Raw genomic sequence first — 18,090 nt, 5'->3', positions numbered from 1 at the left:
AATACTCATTCCTGTTTTAATATGCTGTTAAGATTCTGGTAATTTTATCGCTCCGGATTTATGTGTTTTTAGCCGCCGGCATATATTTTTCCCTCAGGGCAAAGAGATGATGTGAATTAAATACCAAAACTGCAATAAAAATAATGCTGTAAGCCAAAATCTGCAAGGTTCCAATCTGTTCGTTAAAAACAAAGGCTGCCAGCGCAAAAGCAATCATCGGATTAATGTTTAAAAGCATTCCGACCGTTGAAGAATTAAGTCCTGAAAGCGCGTATAAATTCAAAAACAGCGGGAAAATGGTAAACAATATGGCAATGGTTTCAATACAGAAATAAAACTTAAATTCTGTTGGTACCGGTCCGCTGTAAATTGGATAAAAAGGCAATAAAACCAATGCGGCTAACGTAATGTGAAACGTTAGTATGATAAATTTATCAAACCCTTTATTGACACGCTGACTTACTAAATAGGCTGCGTAGGTCAAACCAATTACAATACTGAAAACCATATCCATAATATTGGTGTATGATAAAAGTAAACAGCCTGAAACGCTAAGTCCAACGGAAATCCATTGTGTTTTTGACAGCTTTTCGTGCAAAAGAAAATACGCCAGCAAAGTGGTTAAGATCGGACATACTAAATACGCCAGAGATGTCGCTTTTACGCTCACATGATTCATGACATAAATAAACGTAAACCAATTGGCCATTAAAAAGAAGCTCCCTCCGAAATTTAATAATAGGGTTTTTCTTTTTTCTGCTTTTGACAAGGCTTTAAAAGTCTCAATTGTTTCTCTGATACTTTTTCTTTTAAAGGTAAAAGAAATCAATAACATAAGGACACTACAGCTAAAAACTCGGTTAAACAAAATATCCAGGGAAGGGTATTCATGGATCGGTTTTAGCACCAGGCTAAAAAATCCCCAAATGGTGTAAGCGGTAATCGCAGCTAGGTAATATTTTGTTGTTTTCACGGGGTTTGTTTTGGTTAATTTTTCTGATGAAGCAAATTTCATAAAAATAAAACAGCAATACAGATACAGTTTTTGTAAATTGCACCATAACAGTTTCTTTTATGAAAAATTCAAATTACTTATATCTTCAGTTTGCGGACCGAATTGAAAAGCAGATCAAATCGGGTGTTCTGAATGTTGGGGACAAGTTACCTTCTATTCGGGAAGTCTGTTCAGAAACGGGTTACAGCATGAGTACGGTGAGTAAGGCCTATTACGAAGTCGAAAGCCGTTCCCTGATTGAATCCAGACCACAATCGGGTTATTATGTGAGTAATACTTCTGCAAGAGTAATTGCGGAACCGAGTTCAAGCAGTCCGGTTTCAAAATGCCTGAATATCGACCGCGAAGATTTAATCGATCAGGTTTACGGCAACATGACCGATAAAAATATAACCATGCTTTCTTTGGGATTCCCTTCGAATGAGCTTCTTCCTATTGCAAAATTAAACAAAGGAATGATTCAGGCGATGCGTTCCCTGCCCAATAGCGGCACCAGTTATGAAGAAGTACAGGGAAATCCGAATCTGAGGCGCGAAATCGCCAGATGGTCTTTTACCTGGGGCGGATCGCTGACTGAAGACGATATTATTACAACACCGGGCTGTACCAGTGCAATCTCGCACTGCCTCATGACGCTGACTAAACCGGGAGATACTATCATAATTGAAAGTCCTGTCTATTTTGGCCTGCTGCAATTATCAAAATCTTTGGGCTTGTATATCATGGAACTGCCGACCAACATGACCACAGGAATAGAATTGGATGCCGTAAAAAAAGCCATTGCTACCAAAAAAGTAAAGGCTTGTGTACTTATGAGTAATTTCAGTAATCCTTCCGGAAGCATGATGCCTGTGGAGCATAAGAAAGAGATTGTACGATTAATGGAATTTTATAACGTTCCTTTAATTGAAGACGATATTCACGGTGATTTATATTTTGGTTCCAGCCGTCCGACCAATTGCAAAACGTATGACGAAAGCGGTATTGTGCTTTGCTGCAGTTCGGTATCCAAAACACTGGCTCCGGGTTATCGCGTGGGATGGGTTTCGCCGGGGAAATTTAAAAAGGAAATCCTGAGAAATAAAATTTACCATACCCTCTCCTCTCCGACCATCACTCATGAGGTTGTAGGCGATTTTCTTAAAAACGGACGCTATGAGAATCATCTTCGCAAAATTCGTCAGATTCTGAATCATAATTGTAATAATTACATCAACACAGTACTGGAATCTTTTCCCGCCGGAACCAAAGTAAGCCAGCCGCAGGGCGGATTTTTTCTTTGGATAGAACTGGATAAAAAGATAGACACCGCTGATTTTTACCATCTGGCGATGAAGCATCGTATTAGTATTGCACCGGGAAGGATTTTCTCGTTTCAGGATCAGTTCTCCAATTGTATGCGTCTGAGTTTTGGTTTGCCGTGGACCAATGAATTACGACAATCGATTCAGACTTTGGGCAGGTTGCTTCATTCTTATTAAAAAAGGTTGCCACGAATTTTCACAAATCAGTACGATGAAATAAGTAATTCGTGGCAAAAAAATCCATAAAATTAATCTAATCTAGAGGTTTGAATATAATGTCATCCCTACAAGCTTGAAAAGACCTTGCAGGAATTACAGCAAATAAAAAACCAGACAATACAAATACATGCATTGTCTGGCCAACAATTAAAATTGACTCACATTAATTATAAAACATAATAGGTATTCTTGTCTACTTTTGCAGGTTCAGCACTAAGATTAAATTCTTTAATGATATCAAATTCGCTTTGATATTCGTTTAACATCTGCATGATATTTTTTTCAATCGTGTTCGAAATAGCCGTTACCGGTGTATCTGTAGGTCTGTTTTCGAAAGGATCCTGCAAGTGAATGGCCATTCTTTCAATTAAAAAGAAAGCTCCGGCAATAGCGGTAATCAACGGAATAGCAAACCAGCTTAATACACTGATTAATCCAAAAGGCAATAGCAGAATAAACAAACACAGGGTCAATCTAATGTACATACTGTATGTTGTGGGAAAAATGGTGTTTTTAATACGCTCACATTTACCCATGGCATCACACAATCGCGACAAAGTATTATCAATTTCTACCTGTTGGTACATGTTAATGTGCTTCGTGTTTTTAGCATTTCGAAGATCTTTGGCGTGAAGCATTAAAATGGCATTCGGTATGTTTTGATGATTTTTTACAAAACGCAGTTCTTCTTCACTAATTAAACCTTCAATGGGTGTTATGGCATCTCTGTTTCGTAATGCCTGACCTAAACTGTAACACCATGCAATTTGTCTTTTCGCGAAATTTTCTTTGAACTCGCTTGCTTCAACAGAAAAATCAGGATCTTTATAAAAAGTCAATACCTGACGGATCAACGTTCTGGAATCGTTTACAATAGCTCCCCAGACAATACGGGCTTCCCACCACCTGTCATAGGCCTGATTGGACTTAAACGCTAATAATAAGGATATAATAGTACCAATCATTGTTGGTATTGCAATTGGAATATCTACAGGCAGGTTTATAAAATAATTGTGAAAAATTTCAAACAAAATTGTGTAAGCCAGTACCAGACTTAATTCTACTTTAATTTTTCCGAGAACGTACTTCATTGGAATTCTTTTCTTTAATAACATATTTTCGGTTTTAAATTAAACTTATTTCTTTTTGGGAAATGGGTTATCAGGCCATTTCATACAATGACAACACCGGAAGTCCAAGTTTATCGTTGACATTTTCTTTTTTAGATTTTTTGAATTTGATTTTTTCGCCTTTGCGTGTTTCTACCAGCAAATCGATATCATATTTTGAAATGGCTTCCGATAAATAAGGGGCAAATTGTTCGTAGTTATCATCAAAATTGGCGGTCTGGCTTACAATTTCATAAGAGAAATTCTGGCTCAGAAACTGCTGAACATCTTTGACATGCATGTTGGCATTACTGTTTTCGATATAAAGCGCTTTATTGAAATCGTCTCTCAACGCTTCTGTTCCTAAATGTAAAATAGGACATCTCTGATTTCCGGCTAATTTTACCAGATATTGATGAATGCGTTTTGTTTCTTGTTTATAAGAAGGTGTCAAAATGACCAGTTTCACATCGAAAGCATCAATGATTCCTTTAAAAACCGGTGATGAAAGTCCGTATTGGTTGTGCACTTTTATTTTGCAGTTGGCCGTATGTCCGATAATATAACGGCAGGTATCAAGAACCTCTTCCTGGCTTGCAGTCAGGCCGACTCTCATTTCACGCAAAAACTGTGAAGATGAAAAAGAATCCGGAGTCTCTGCAGTCATCATTAAGATGATTTCACAATTGGTGTTTTTTGCCTGAGTTACCGCTGATTTAACAGCACTGATGGTATCTTCTTTTAAAGTAGTGGGTATAAGGAAATTTTTCATAAGTATAATTCTTTAGTTTATACGTACAAAATAACTTCCTGCAAATTAGAAGGGTCTTAAGTTAAAATTAGAATTTTCTAAGATTCAACATTAGATTTTTTAATGTTGGCTTTTCTGGTGTTGTCTTTCTTAAAAATGATGGTTACAATCGTCCCTTTGTTTTGTTCCGACTGTACCTGTATTTCTCCGTCATGCATGCGGATGATCTTAGAAGCCAGTGGAAGCCCCAAACCATATCCTATGTATTTAGCGGCAATTTTCCCCCTGAAGAAAGGTTCATATAAGTGTGGGATATCTTCCGGCGGAATTCCGATTCCGATATCGTTTATCGCGATTTTAATCCATTCATTAGTAGCGGAAAGCGATACAAAAACCTCATTATTATCAGAGTATTTGACGCCATTCGTAATAATGTTATTGATTGCCAGCTCTAAAAGAGGCTTGTTACAGGGAATCAATAGTAAATTAGAATCTTTAGGTGCAAAATTAAGTTTAATGCTTACGCGGTTATCCGGATAAATTTTATCGAGATCTGATTTTACATCCATCAGTAATTCGTCAATTCGGGCAATATCGAGCACCTGTTTTTTTCCGTCATAACCGGTTTGTGTCAGTTTGAGCAAACTTTCGGTCAGATTTCCTAATCTTGAGGCCTGGCTGTAAATGTTTTCCAGAGACTGAATGTATTCCGGTACTTCCCTTTCTTTCAGAAGCATAATCTCTGACTCTGCAATAATTGTCGTAATAGGCGTTTTTAACTCATGGGAAGCATTATTTATAAAGTTTGCCTGTATCTCAAAAGAGGTTTCCAGACGGTCCAGCATATCGTTAAACGTTTCCGTAAGATCGGAGATTTCATCTGAATTTTTAACTTCAGGCAATCGGTTATGAAGATTGGACGCACTAATCCTGTTGACTTCCTTCGTAATTCTTGCAACCGGATTTATGACCCTTTTCGCCAGAAAACGCCCTAAAAAGAACGCCAGAAATACAAAGGCAATCCCGCCAAAAAGCATGATTTTTACAATGTAAATGGTTGTTGTGGTTCCTTTCCTGTCCCTTGCACCCACAATTACGATATATCTTTGATTGTTTTCGGTAAAGACCTGCCCCAGGTAATACTTATTATCAATTTCAAAAAAATCTCTTCCGGTTTTTAGAACATTGGTATAAAATTTATTCGGCAGATTAAGGTTGGTATTGTAATCAAAACTGTTGGCACTGTTGATTCGCAGCACATATTCTTCTTCCTCTATAAGTTCTTCCAGTCCATTCTTTTTAAGATTGCGGTAATATTTGATTTTTTCAGGATCTTTCTGAAAATGAATTGACGCTACAATCTTAGCCCTGTCTTCTAATCGTTTTAAGAAGTAATACCGGTTATTTTCCCGAAACAACACAAAAACGACAATACACAACAATAGTGTACTAAAAGTAGAAAGCGCTACGTAAGTAACGGTAATTTTTTTTCTTATATCCATAATTAAGGCTGTATGACATAACCTAAACCTTTCATGGTATGAATAAGCTTGGTTGCAAAGGGTTTATCTATTTTTTTTCGTAAATAATTGATATAAACGTCCACAACATTGGTGTTCATATCGAAATTTATATCCCAGACATTATCTAAAATCTGGTCTCTGGAGACAATTCTGCCACTATTTTTGGCCAAATAATAGAGTAATTTAAATTCTTTGGCGGTTAAAACAATAGCTTCTCCGTCTCTTTTTACGGTTTTAGCCCTTCCGTTTATTTCCAGATCGCTGATGACGATGGTATCTATTTTTTCCGTCTCCTGATTGGCTCTTCTGTTTAAGGCATTTACCCTCGCATCGAGCTCTCCAAATTTAAAAGGCTTCACTAAATAATCATCAGCTCCCGCATTGAGGCCTGTTACAATATTTTCTGAAGTCCCAAGTGCTGTTAAAAGTAGAACAGGAACAAAATTTTTACCTGCCCGCAGTCTTCTGCAAATTTCAATTCCGTTGATGTCCGGCAGCATTACATCTAAAATTACAACATCGAACGAATAATTATGAATCATTTCCAAAGCCGTTTTGCCATCAAGCGCCACGCTTACTTCATTATTATTTTCAGCAAACCCTTTCCGTAAAATGGATAAAAGATTTGGTTCGTCTTCAACTATTAGTAATTTCATATGAATATATGTATATCTAACAAAAATAAGAATTGAGTTCAGAATACAAATCACAATAATTTATTATTATGAATTTATTATGACTAAAAGGACTTAAAAATTTAAATATTAAATTATTCACGGTTAAATTCTTATAAATTCATTTACATTTTAAAAATAATAAGACAAAACGCCTCAGATAGCAACGTAATTATTATCTTTTCACTCTCAAATAACGATTAAAAAGCATTGAAAAAACAATCCGAATATTTTCTTGATAAAGAATACGATACCATAATTTATGGCAGAGACGATGTCAATTTCAAGGATTTTGAATGCTGCATTTTCAATAATTGCAACTTCTCGGCCTGTACTTTTTTAGCCGTTACCTTTATCGATTGTGTTTTTAATGACTGCATTTTCAATGAGGCCAAAATCAATTACGTTGCTTTCAGAACGGCTACTTTTAATCGTTGTGAAATTAAGGAAGTTAATTTTGCCATGTGCGACAAACTGATCTTTGAAGTTCATTTCTATGATTGCATTTTAGATTTTTCGAAATTTTATACCTTAAAGCTAAAAGGAACCACTTTTACGAATTGCAGTTTGATTGCGATCGATTTTATGGCCACAGATCTGACAAGCGTACTTTTTGACAATTGCGATTTATACCGCTCCGAATTCGATAAGGCTATCGCCAACAAAGCTGATTTTAAAACAAGTTTTAACTATACTATTGATCCCTCCAAAACTAAGTTGAAGAAAGCGGTTTTTGCTTTGAAAGAAGTTAAAGGATTGCTGTTTAAGCATGATGTGATTGTGAGTTAATTAGAATAACAACCTCTTATTATTCTAATCAAATCTAAAACGCTGTAATTTCATGACTTTGCGGGATTCTAATTTTAAATTATTTAGTTTTAATATAAAATTCACGCAAAGGCGCAAAGACGCCAAGTTAAAAAAAGTAAATACAAACTTTGCGATTTTGCGGCTTTGCGAGATTATAATTTAAGTTTTAAATATAAACTTTAAGTATTCTGTATAAAATAACAAACCGTTTTTGCTTCAGGTTCTATAAAAATATATAAATTTCCATCATCCCAAAAATTCATTTTTGAAAATAGATTTTGTTCGTACTTGCTTTCAGCTATCACATTTGTGTATTTTGTTGGCACATCATTCCAACTCGTTAATTGGCAAACAAATTTCATCTTCCTATTTGTTTTAGGACAAATCGGAATGTTGTGTTTTTGATCCCAATGTGGCTTTCCTGCAATTCCTTTAATATCAAATTCATTATCTTCTGTAACGTTATCAAACTCTACTAAAGAAAATTTTCGAGCTTCGTAAATCACTTTTGAATTTAAGTCTAAAGTTCTGTATGCACTTCCTATTTCTGCTGTGTTGTTTGGGTAAATTAATTTTGGAGCATTAGGTTTTTCATAATCAAGAAATACCAAATCAATATCTAAATATATTGGACATATTAAATTTAGTTTAAATGGAAGCCAATTGAAAGCCGGATCATCATTATTGATAAACCCTAAATATTGAAAATTTGATTTAAATTCGTTATTGGGTATTACAAATTCTGTTGGTATATCACCTCCAAGCTGATGCTTCCCATTTTCATTAAATACAAATTCATATTTTTTTGCCTTACCTAAAAGGGTTTTAATAAAATTCATTTGTTGATAATTTTATTTTTAAACTAATCACAATCGTTTCTCCATCACATAATCTTCCATCAAATAACCGTTCCCTATGTCGATGTTCACTTCATCAACAATTTCAAAACCTATTTTTTTATAAAAGCCTAAGGCGGAATTAAATCGGTTTACATTTAAAACTAATGCTGTTGAATTGTTATCTGAAGCTAATTTTCCAATTTCATTAATCACTTTTTTACCAATTCCTTTTCCTTGTGTTTCAGGTAAAAGATATATTTTATGAATTTTGGTTACTGTTTCTCCATTATAATTATGTTCTATTCCGATAAAACCTAAATTAGTTCCATCTTCATAAATCATATAAAATAATTGCTCTTTTTTATTGTATTGCAGTGTTAGCGCCTCATTAGAATAAAAAAGACCTAACATATAATCTAATTGTTCTTTTGATAGAATTTTGCCATAAGTAATGGGCCATGTAATATCTACTATATTTTGAATTTGCTTAATATCACTAAGAGCTGCTTGTGAAATTGTAATCATATGTAATGTATTGTAAAAAGTATTTTAATTGGTAAAAACCTGATTTTCCTGTTCACTTACCCTTATAAAAGTGGTTCGTTTTGTCAATTCTTTTAGTCTTGAAGCACCTACATACGTACAGGTACTTCGTAAACCGCCCAAAATATCCAAAACCGTGCTGATCACTTTCCCTTTGTACGGAACCTGAACTGTTTTTCCTTCGCTTGCCCTGTATTCTGCCACGCCGCCAACATGTTTGTCCATTGCCGTTGTAGAGCTCATTCCGTAAAACTGTTTGAATTTCTCACCGTTAATTTCGATTAGTTCTCCCCCGCTTTCGGTATGTCCGGCTAACATGCCGCCCAACATTACAAAATCAGATCCGGCGCCAAAAGCTTTGGCCACATCGCCGGGTGTACTGCAACCACCATCACTGATAATATGTCCGCCCAAACCGTGCGCTGCATCGGCACATTCTATAATCGCTGAAAGCTGCGGATATCCCACTCCTGTTTTTACACGTGTGGTGCAGACAGAGCCCGGACCAATTCCCACTTTTACTATATCGGCTCCGGCTAATAAAAGTTCCTCCACCATTTCACCCGTAACCACATTTCCGGCAATAATCACTTTGTCCGGATATTGTTTGCGGGTTTGTTTTAAAAACTGAACAAAATGCTCTGAATACCCATTGGCCACATCGATACAAATAAATTTAAGCAATGGATTTGCGGTTATAACCTCACCGATTTTAGCAAAATCTTCTTTTCCTGTTCCGGTGCTTATGGCAATGTAATCGTAGAAATCGGGTGTTACATTTTTAAGAAAAGTATTCCATTCCTGTAGTGAATAATGTTTATGAATTGCTGTAAAAAGTTTTTCTTTGGCTAAAACTTCCGCCATTTCAAAAGTCCCGACAGTATCCATATTAGCCGCTATAATCGGAATTCCCGTCCAGTTTGTAGTACTGTGCAAAAATTTAAAATTCCGTTCTAAAGAGACCTCAGATCTACTTTTTAGCGTTGATCTTTTTGGTCGAATCATTACGTCCTTAAACCCTAATTTCAGATCTGTTTCTATTCTCATGGCTTTCTGTTTTCGTTACTCTCAAATATACAATTTTAGATTGTTGATTTTAGATTTTAGATTGCCAAAACTTTGTGATTATTTGTATGCGGATGACACGGAGGTAGCAGTCACAGTTTTCAGTCACAGTTTTCAGTCGCAGTTTTCACGTTTGTCATGTTAAGCGAAGTCGAAACACGTTCCTGTTTTCAAGTTTAGTATTGAGTCTCAGTCTCCACTTCCTGAATACTGCGACTGAAGACTGATACTGAGACCGAAAACTAAAAAAACCTACCCGTGAATCGTCTCCCCTTTTCCGTAATTGCTTATAATCGATTCTTCGTAGGCCAGCCATTCTCTCCAGCGTTTTTCAACGTCAATTCCTACTCCGTATTTTCTGGCGTAGGTGATGAAAGTGGTGTAATGACCTGCTTCGCTTTCCATCAGTTCTCTGTAGAAAACAGCTAATTCCTCGTCCTGAATATTTTCAGACAACACTTTAAAACGTTCGCAGCTTCTGGCTTCGATCATTGCAGAAAACAAGAGTCTTTCTACCAGACCGGAAACACGACTTCCGTCGCCGCTTTTTTTCATGTACAAATACAATTCATTTACATAATCGTCTTTGCGCTCGCGTCCTAATTTTAGTCCTCTTTTGATAATTATATTATGAACCTGCTCAAAATGATCGATTTCTTCTTTAGCCAAAGCCAGTAAATCTTTTACCAAATCCTGGTGCTCCGAATTATTGGTAATAATCGTAATCGCGTTTGTTGCTGCTTTTTGTTCGCACCAGGCGTGATCCGTCAGGATTTCCTCAATATTTTTTTCTACGATATTAACCCATCTTGGGTCAGTTGGCAATTGTAATCTTAGTACACCCATGGTCTTTTGTTTGTTTTGTTTCAAGTTTCAAGTTTTCTTTGTTTCAGGTTCTTTTAGGAACGAAAAAAGTTTAAAGTTTTGCTGTACGCTTTTTAGGCGTTACAAAACTTTAAACTTGAAACTTTAAACTTGAAACTAAATTAATATACGAAAATTGGTCTTTCGCTCATCATTTCATTTACTTCGTTGGCTACTTCTTCGATAAGTGCTTCGTTGGTATGATCGGCCAATACTTTGTCGATTAAGGCTACGATAGTTTCCATATCTTCTTCTACTAAACCACGAGTCGTGATTGCAGCAGTTCCAACACGGATTCCTGAAGTTACAAATGGTGATTTATCATCAAATGGAACCATATTTTTATTTACTGTAATTTCTGCTTTTACTAATGCATTCTCTGCTTCTTTACCGGAAATATTTTTATTTCTTAAATCAATAAGCATCATGTGGTTATCCGTTCCGCCAGAGATAATGTTGTATCCTCTTTTTACAAAAGCATCTGCCATAGCCTTTGCGTTTTTCTGCAATTGCATCGCATAAGTAAAGAATTCGTCTTTAAGGGCTTCACCAAAAGCAACCGCCTTCGCAGCGATAATATGCATTAACGGACCACCTTGATTTCCAGGAAAAACAGCTAAGTCTAATAAAGAAGACATCATTCTGATTTCTCCTTTTGGTGTTTTTAATCCTTGTGGGTTTTCGAAATCTTTCCCCATTAAGATCAAACCTCCACGAGGTCCGCGTAATGTTTTATGTGTTGTAGTAGAAACAATATGACAATGTGGAATTGGATCATTCATTAATCCTTTTGCAATAAGACCTGCAGGGTGAGAAATATCAGCAAACAAGATGGCTCCTACGCTGTCAGCAATTACTCTGAAACGCTCAAAATCCATATCACGGGAATATGCCGAAGCTCCTGCGATGATTAATTTTGGCTGTTCTTTAGTGGCAATTTCCTGAATTTTATCATAATCCAAACGACCTGTTTCAGCATCTACACCGTAAAAAACAGGACGGTATAAACGACCTGAAAAGTTTACCGGAGAACCGTGAGTCAGGTGACCACCGTGAGACAAATCGAAACCTAAAATCGTATCACCAGGGTTTAAACAAGCATGGTAAACTGCTGTATTAGCCTGAGAACCTGAGTGAGGCTGTACGTTTGCATATTCAGCACCAAATAATTCTTTGGCTCTGTCAATTGCAATTTGCTCAATAACGTCAACTACTTCGCAACCGCCGTAGTATCTTTTGCCAGGATATCCCTCAGCATATTTATTGGTTAAAACAGACCCTGCTGCTTCCATTACTTCATCACTTACAAAGTTCTCTGAAGCAATAAGTTCTAATCCGTGAATTTGTCTGTCTTGTTCCTCTAGTATAAGGTCAAAAATTTGTTCGTCGCGTTGCATTTTTTCGTTTTTCGTTAATTTCCTGCAAAAATACAAAAAAACGTTTGTCAAACTGTTAGATTATGATATATTTGACATACAATTTTTCAACAAATAATTAACATTCACATGCCAATAACCGCCAACGATACCAAAAGAAAATCATGGTTAGAAGTACCGGAAAATAGTGACTTCCCTATTCAGAATATTCCTTTCGGTGTATTTCTTACTAAAGAAAATGTCGTTACAGTAGGAACACGAATTGGCGATTACGCTATAGATTTAGGAGCTTTACAACAATTAAACTATTTCGCAGGAATAGATTTAACGGATGATATGTTCATGCAGGACACGCTTAATGATTTTATTTCCGATGGAAAAAAAACATGGCGTCTGGTCCGAAATCGTATCGCTGATATTTTCGATGCCACCAATCCACAACTTAGAGATTCAACAAAAGACCGCGATATTGTTATTTTCAAAATCGAGGATGTTGAGATGCAATTACCTGTCTTAATTGGTGATTATACTGATTTTTACTCCAGTAAAGAGCATGCCACGAACGTTGGAAAAATGTTCCGCGATCCCGAAAATGCTTTATTACCAAACTGGTTGCACATTCCGGTAGGATACCACGGAAGAAGTTCTACTATTGTTCCTTCCGGAATTCCGGTACACCGGCCAATGGGACAAACGTTGCCTTCAGGTGAAAAGTACCCTGTTTTTGGTCCTTCAAGATTAGTTGATTTTGAATTGGAAACCGCTTTTATTACAACCGACGTAAATATTATGGGAGAAAATATCCCTACTTACGAAGCCGAAGATTATATTTTCGGAATGGTTTTACTGAATGACTGGAGCGCGCGCGATATCCAGAAATGGGAATATGTGCCTCTTGGGCCTTTCTTAGCTAAAAATTTCGCAACATCAATTTCTCCCTGGATTGTAACTCTGGATGCTCTGGAACCTTTCAGAACGAAAGGCCCTAAGCAGGATCCGTCACCGCTTCCTTATTTACAAACGAAAGGAAAAAAAGCGTTTGATATTCATTTAGAAGTTTCGATAAAACCTGAAGATGCAGAAGAAACTATAGTTTCTAAATCAAATTTTAAATATTTATACTGGTCCATGAGTCAGCAATTGGCACATCATACCTCAAATGGGTGTCGCATCAATTCCGGTGATATGATGGGTTCCGGAACTATTTCTGGTCCGACTCCCGACAGTTTTGGTTCTATGTTAGAACTAACCTGGGGAGGGCAAAATCCGTTAAAACTAAAAGACGGAAGCGAACGCAAGTTTATCGAAGATAATGATACCGTTATTATCAGAGGTTTCTGCGAAAGCAATGAAGTACGTATTGGTTTTGGAGAAGTGGCAAGTCAATTGTTACCTCCTTTTATCAGACAATGAAGAGAAGATAAAATATTTTAATCAATAAAAAACCTTGTTAGCTGCTAACAAGGTTTTTTTATGGCTGTAAATAAATTTAAGTTTCTTTTGTTTTGAATCAAGCAAAGGCGCTTAGTCATTAAGTTTATAATATAAAAGCCATTAATTAATGGCTTTTTGCCATTTCGACCTCGTTAATCGACAAAGATTGACGACATTCAGTATGAACCTTCTAGTGCGATTTCTCCTTACGTCGAAATGACACAAAATGAGAAAAAAAACTTTGCTCTTTTTCGAATTTGCGTGATTAAATTTTCACCAGCTAAGCAGGAATCTGCTGGCTCAAACAGTGCAATGTTCCGAATCCCCAGATAAAATCGATACAACTTATTCCGATTACTTCGCGATCCGGGAAACATTCTGACAGTATATTCAAAGCCACACGATCGTTGCTGTCATTGAATGTTGGCACTAAAACACAGTTGTTCAGAATTAAGAAATTAGCATAGCTTGCCGGTAATCTCAACTCTTCAAAATCGACACGTTTCGGCATTGGTAAAGCAACAATTGTTGGCGATTTTCCGTCTTCTAATTTTGCATTTTGCAAACGTTTCAGATTATCCTGCAACGGCTTGTAATTCGCATCATTTTTATCGGTTTCAACAATCGTAACAATGGTATCTTCATTAACAAATCGGCATAAATCATCGATGTGTCCGTGTGTATCATCTCCTTCTATTCCGTCTCCTAACCAAATTACGTTTGTAACGCCCAGATATTCCTTAAAAACAGCCTCGTAATCTACTTTGGTAAAACCTGCATTTCTAACCTGAATGGTAGGATGCATCAAACATTCTTCAGAGGTCAGTAAAGTTCCTTTTCCGTTTACATCAATTGCTCCGCCTTCAACAATTACTGGTTTTCCCTTGTACATTACTTGTGTTAAGGGAACATCAATAAAATCGGCCACTTTTCCGGGAACAAATTTATCAAGCTGATAATTTTTATATTTTGCCCAGCCATTAAAGTTGAAATTCAATGCCTCTCTTTTCGAACCATTTTTTACGATAATCGGTCCGGAATCTCGCATCCAGCTTCTGTTGGTTTTATGAATGATAAAAGAAATGTTCGCAACATTTACACGCGCTCTTTCCAGCATTTCGGCTACTTTTCCTTTTAATTTTTCATCGGCTACAACCAAAAAAACGGTTTCAAAAGTGGCTACCTTTTTAATAAATTCCACAAAAGCCCACTGAACGGCGTCATATTTACCCGGCCAGTCGTTACCATTATGCGGAAAACACAATACAATTCCTTGTTGTTTTTCCCATTCTGCCGGGAATCTTCTATTATTTGTTGCCATAAAGAGTTTCTAAATTTAAAAGTGTACAAAGATAATGATTCATAAGGATTATAAAACAGCTGGAAGAAAATCAAATTGGAATTCCATTAAATAACGGATGAAAATTAAGTTAAAGATTAAATAATGAAGGCTTAATATTCAGCCAGATTCTGCATTTTACATTTGGCAAAACTAAAAAACCAACACAATGAAAAAACTAAGCATCTCATTATTAACAGCTTTATTTATAATAACAAGCTGTAATAACGATGAAAATTCAAACAACGATCAACCTGAAGTTGTTGTAAATGAAAATCCAGCTGCTTTTAAAGAAATAGGAAGCATTAAGATAGGTGGAGAAGCTGCAGCTGAAATTTCAGCTTATGATGAAAAAACAAAAAGACTTTTTACAGTAAATAATAGCGGAACGAATCAGATTGATGTAATTGATTTGTCTGATCCAACAAAACCAACTAAAATTGGAAAAATTGATTTGACTCCTTATGAAGGTGCTTCAAATAGTGTTGCTGTGTATGATGGAAAATTAGCTATTGCCTTAGAATCTACAGTTAACAAACAAGGAAATGGAAAAGTAGTTGTCTTTAATACAACAGATTACAGTCTGATCAAACAAGTTACGGTTGGTGCTTTGCCGGATATGGTAACTTTTTCACCTGATGGAAAATTTATAATGACTGCTAACGAAGGAGAGCCAAATACCGATTATTCACAAGATCCAAACGGAACCATTTCTATCATTGAAGTAGCCAACAATTATACTGTTACCACTTTAGATTTCAGCTCTTTCAGTACGCAGGCAGCCGCTTTGAAAAAAGACGGTTTCAGAATTTCAACCTTTGCTAAATCTTTTGCACAGGACATTGAACCTGAATATGTAACTATCTCTGATGATTCTAAAACAGCCTGGGTAACGCTTCAGGAAAATAATGGAGTGGCAAAAGTAGATCTGACTTCTAAAACCATTACTGCTATTTATCCTTTAGGCTTTAAAGACTTTAATACTGCTTCGAACGCAATTGATGTAAGTGATAAGGATGACAAGATTGCTTTTAACCCGTGGAAGGTAAAAGGAATGTTTATGCCGGATGCAATAAGTCACTTTTCTGCCAGTAATGTACCTTATTTTGTTACGGCCAACGAAGGAGATGCGAGAGAATATGCCGCCTATTCAGACATCAAAAGAATGAAAGACATGACATTAGACGCAACCGTTTTTCCTGATGCAGCTACCTTAAAACTGGAAACAAACTTAGGAAGGTTAAATCTTGTTAGCGATATGGGAGACACAGATGGCGACGGTGATTTGGACGAAATGGTAAGTTTTGGAGCCCGATCTTTCTCTATCTGGAATGGAAACACAGGGAAAATAGTCTATGACAGCAAAAATGATGTTGATAAAAAGACTAATGAATTGGGAACTTATGATGATAAACGCAGTGACGATAAAGGTTCAGAGCCTGAAGCGGTAGTAGTGGCCAAAATGGGGAACCAAAATATTTTATTCGTAGGTTTAGAAAGATCTGATGCTTTTATGACCTATGATGTGACCAATCCTGCTTCGCCTCAATATTTACAAACCGTGAAAACGGGTGATGCTCCGGAAGGGTTACTTTTTATTCCGGCTTCTAAAAGTCCAACAAAAAGAAGTCTTGTAATTGTGAGCAGTGAAGGTGACGGAACGATTAAAATTTTCCAGGCAGATTTGAAGTAAATTCATTCCTTCCAAAAATAGCAAAAGGGGCAAAATATTGATTTTGTCCCTTTTATTTTGGTCAAAATTTAGATTATTTTAACAATTTTTCAGTGATTTTGGCTAATAAATGGAAATTATATAAGATTTAAAGAAAGGTAGTGGAACAAAATTTCATGTTTGATGGCCTAAGTTTGTCCTAAGCTTAATAAAAGCTTAACAAATTCAAATTAAATAATAAGATAACATGAAAAAGACATTAGCTTCCGTATCATTTTTAGTACTATCATTTGCAGCAAGTGCGCAAAATATGGCAACGACAGCGGCTCAGCCTTCAGTTGACAAACCTGCATACAACAGATGGTCTATCGAATTGAATGGCGGTGTAAACAAACCAACCAGAGCATTAACGCCGGGTTATTCTACTGCTACATTAAATCCTTTCCACGCTGATTTAGGTGTGAGATATATGTTTAACCCAAAATTTGGTGCGAAACTTGACTTTGGATATGATAAGTTTCAGGAACGCGACAATACGCCTGCATTTGAAAGCAGAGCGATCAGAACCAGTTTGCAAGGGGTTGTAAATATTGGAAGAGCATTAAATTTTGAAACCTGGACGAATACTATTGGTATATTGGCACACGGTGGATTTGGGGTTACACAATTAACTTCTGATAACGGTTTTGACGGAGAAGATTATATGGGACACGGAATCCTTGGTCTTACCGGACAAATCAGATTAAGCAACAGCATTGCGTTGACAGGAGATTTAACAGGTATTGTTAACGGAAGACAAAATCACAACTTTGACGGAATGGGTCAGACGACTACAGGTTCATTTGATGGTGTATTGCTAAATGCTTCTGTTGGTTTAACTTTTTACTTAGGTAAAAATGAAAAACATGCTGACTGGTATTCTGAAGAAAATGAAAGATTAAATAAATTAGAAGACAGAGTTACAACAATCGAAACTAATCTTATTGATACTGATAAAGATGGTGTTGCTGATCTGTATGATTTAGAGCCAAATACGGTTTCAGGAGTTGCTGTTAATACGAAAGGACAATCTATTGATAACAATCAAAATGGTGTACCGGACGAATTGGAAAGCTATTTAGAGAAAACGTACGTTCAAAAAGGCGGAGAAACAGCAACAAATAATACGGTTGAAGAATTAATTAACGGAGGATATGTAAATGTTTATTTCGATTTTAACTCTTCTAAACCAACAAACGCTTCTTTATCAGGAGTTGATTTCTTAGTGAAATATTTGAAAAACAATCCGGGTAAATCGGCAGATATCATTGGATATTCAGATGAAATCGGAAGTTCAGACTACAACACTGAATTATCAAGAAAAAGAGCTGAAGCTGTGAAAAACGTAGCTATAAGTGCTGGAATTGATGCTTCAAGACTGAATGTAATCGCAAACGGTGAAGATACTTCTGTGAATAAAAATTCTAAAGAAGCCCGTCAAATCGTGAGAAGAGTTACTTTCAAAGTAAAATAAATTCTCTCTCTTATAAATTAAAAAGCCGTTTCAAATTATT

Annotated in this window: 16 protein-coding genes; 5 read left to right on the top strand and 11 right to left on the bottom strand. The window is 36.3% G+C overall.

Annotation, left to right across the window (positions count from 1 at the left end; translation table 11 throughout):
• Positions 1-58: 58 nt before the first annotated feature.
• Complete coding sequence (locus GJU43_RS06660) at positions 59-973, bottom strand: EamA family transporter (RefSeq protein WP_370455524.1); 915 nt, start codon at positions 971-973, stop codon at positions 59-61.
• Positions 974-1,074: 101 nt separating this feature from the next.
• On the opposite strand from GJU43_RS06660, the gene GJU43_RS06655 reads away from it, so the two are divergent.
• Positions 1,075-2,496: a PLP-dependent aminotransferase family protein gene (locus GJU43_RS06655; RefSeq protein ID WP_154340007.1), complete on the top strand. Its 1,422-nt coding sequence runs from the start codon at positions 1,075-1,077 to the stop codon at positions 2,494-2,496.
• 209 nt (positions 2,497-2,705) lie between these two features.
• Here the strand turns inward: GJU43_RS06655 and GJU43_RS06650 are convergent, their stop codons facing one another.
• From GJU43_RS06650 to GJU43_RS06635, 4 genes are all read right to left on the bottom strand, one after another.
• A complete protein-coding gene (locus GJU43_RS06650) occupies positions 2,706-3,653 on the bottom strand; it encodes a bestrophin family protein (protein ID WP_132033708.1) in 948 nt (315 codons plus the stop codon).
• Between the two features lie 46 nt (positions 3,654-3,699).
• Positions 3,700-4,419, bottom strand: coding sequence for a hypothetical protein (locus tag GJU43_RS06645; protein ID WP_154340006.1), 720 nt, complete (start codon positions 4,417-4,419; stop codon positions 3,700-3,702).
• A gap of 77 nt (positions 4,420-4,496) precedes the next feature.
• Positions 4,497-5,900 (bottom strand): HAMP domain-containing sensor histidine kinase, encoded by a 1,404-nt coding sequence (locus GJU43_RS06640; protein WP_154340005.1) that lies wholly within the window; start codon positions 5,898-5,900, stop codon positions 4,497-4,499.
• A gap of 2 nt (positions 5,901-5,902) precedes the next feature.
• Positions 5,903-6,577 (bottom strand): response regulator transcription factor, encoded by a 675-nt coding sequence (locus GJU43_RS06635; protein ID WP_154340004.1) that lies wholly within the window; start codon positions 6,575-6,577, stop codon positions 5,903-5,905.
• A 228-nt stretch (positions 6,578-6,805) separates the two neighbouring features.
• Between GJU43_RS06635 and GJU43_RS06630 the strand changes: the two genes are divergently transcribed.
• A complete protein-coding gene (locus GJU43_RS06630; protein WP_154340003.1) occupies positions 6,806-7,384 on the top strand; it encodes a pentapeptide repeat-containing protein in 579 nt (192 codons plus the stop codon).
• A 200-nt stretch (positions 7,385-7,584) separates the two neighbouring features.
• Here GJU43_RS06630 and GJU43_RS06625 read toward each other — a convergent pair whose 3' ends face one another.
• The 5 genes from GJU43_RS06625 to glyA form a co-directional block, all read right to left on the bottom strand.
• Positions 7,585-8,244, bottom strand: coding sequence for a hypothetical protein (locus GJU43_RS06625; protein ID WP_154340002.1), 660 nt, complete (start codon positions 8,242-8,244; stop codon positions 7,585-7,587).
• Positions 8,245-8,271: 27 nt separating this feature from the next.
• Positions 8,272-8,769, bottom strand: coding sequence for a GNAT family N-acetyltransferase (locus GJU43_RS06620; protein WP_154340001.1), 498 nt, complete (start codon positions 8,767-8,769; stop codon positions 8,272-8,274).
• Positions 8,770-8,793: 24 nt separating this feature from the next.
• On the bottom strand, positions 8,794-9,834 hold the full coding sequence (locus GJU43_RS06615) for a GMP reductase (RefSeq protein ID WP_154340000.1): 1,041 nt from the start codon (positions 9,832-9,834) through the stop codon (positions 8,794-8,796).
• Between the two features lie 270 nt (positions 9,835-10,104).
• Positions 10,105-10,698, bottom strand: coding sequence for a tRNA-(ms[2]io[6]A)-hydroxylase (locus tag GJU43_RS06610; protein ID WP_007810758.1), 594 nt, complete (start codon positions 10,696-10,698; stop codon positions 10,105-10,107).
• A gap of 140 nt (positions 10,699-10,838) precedes the next feature.
• Positions 10,839-12,113 carry a serine hydroxymethyltransferase gene (glyA, locus tag GJU43_RS06605; RefSeq protein ID WP_154339999.1) on the bottom strand — a complete coding sequence of 425 codons (1,275 nt, stop codon included), beginning with the start codon at positions 12,111-12,113 and terminating at the stop codon, positions 10,839-10,841.
• Positions 12,114-12,221: 108 nt separating this feature from the next.
• On the opposite strand from glyA, the gene fahA reads away from it, so the two are divergent.
• Complete coding sequence (fahA, locus tag GJU43_RS06600; protein ID WP_154339998.1) at positions 12,222-13,505, top strand: fumarylacetoacetase; 1,284 nt, start codon at positions 12,222-12,224, stop codon at positions 13,503-13,505.
• Between the two features lie 301 nt (positions 13,506-13,806).
• On the opposite strand, the gene GJU43_RS06595 is transcribed toward fahA, so the two are convergent.
• Positions 13,807-14,847 (bottom strand): agmatine/peptidylarginine deiminase, encoded by a 1,041-nt coding sequence (locus tag GJU43_RS06595; protein ID WP_154339997.1) that lies wholly within the window; start codon positions 14,845-14,847, stop codon positions 13,807-13,809.
• A gap of 187 nt (positions 14,848-15,034) precedes the next feature.
• Between GJU43_RS06595 and GJU43_RS06590 the strand changes: the two genes are divergently transcribed.
• Both GJU43_RS06590 and GJU43_RS06585 read left to right on the top strand, forming a co-directional pair.
• The gene (locus GJU43_RS06590; protein ID WP_154339996.1) at positions 15,035-16,558 is read left to right on the top strand and encodes a choice-of-anchor I family protein; all 1,524 of its coding nucleotides are present in this window, start codon (positions 15,035-15,037) and stop codon (positions 16,556-16,558) included.
• A gap of 226 nt (positions 16,559-16,784) precedes the next feature.
• Positions 16,785-18,050 carry an OmpA family protein gene (locus tag GJU43_RS06585; protein ID WP_154339995.1) on the top strand — a complete coding sequence of 422 codons (1,266 nt, stop codon included), beginning with the start codon at positions 16,785-16,787 and terminating at the stop codon, positions 18,048-18,050.
• Positions 18,051-18,090: the final 40 nt, after the last annotated feature.

The organism is Flavobacterium sp. LC2016-23 (assembly GCF_009674775.1).
Lineage (GTDB): Bacteria > Bacteroidota > Bacteroidia > Flavobacteriales > Flavobacteriaceae > Flavobacterium.
Note: the sequence above shows the minus strand (reverse complement) of the source record. Positions and strands in the feature narration are given on the sequence as shown.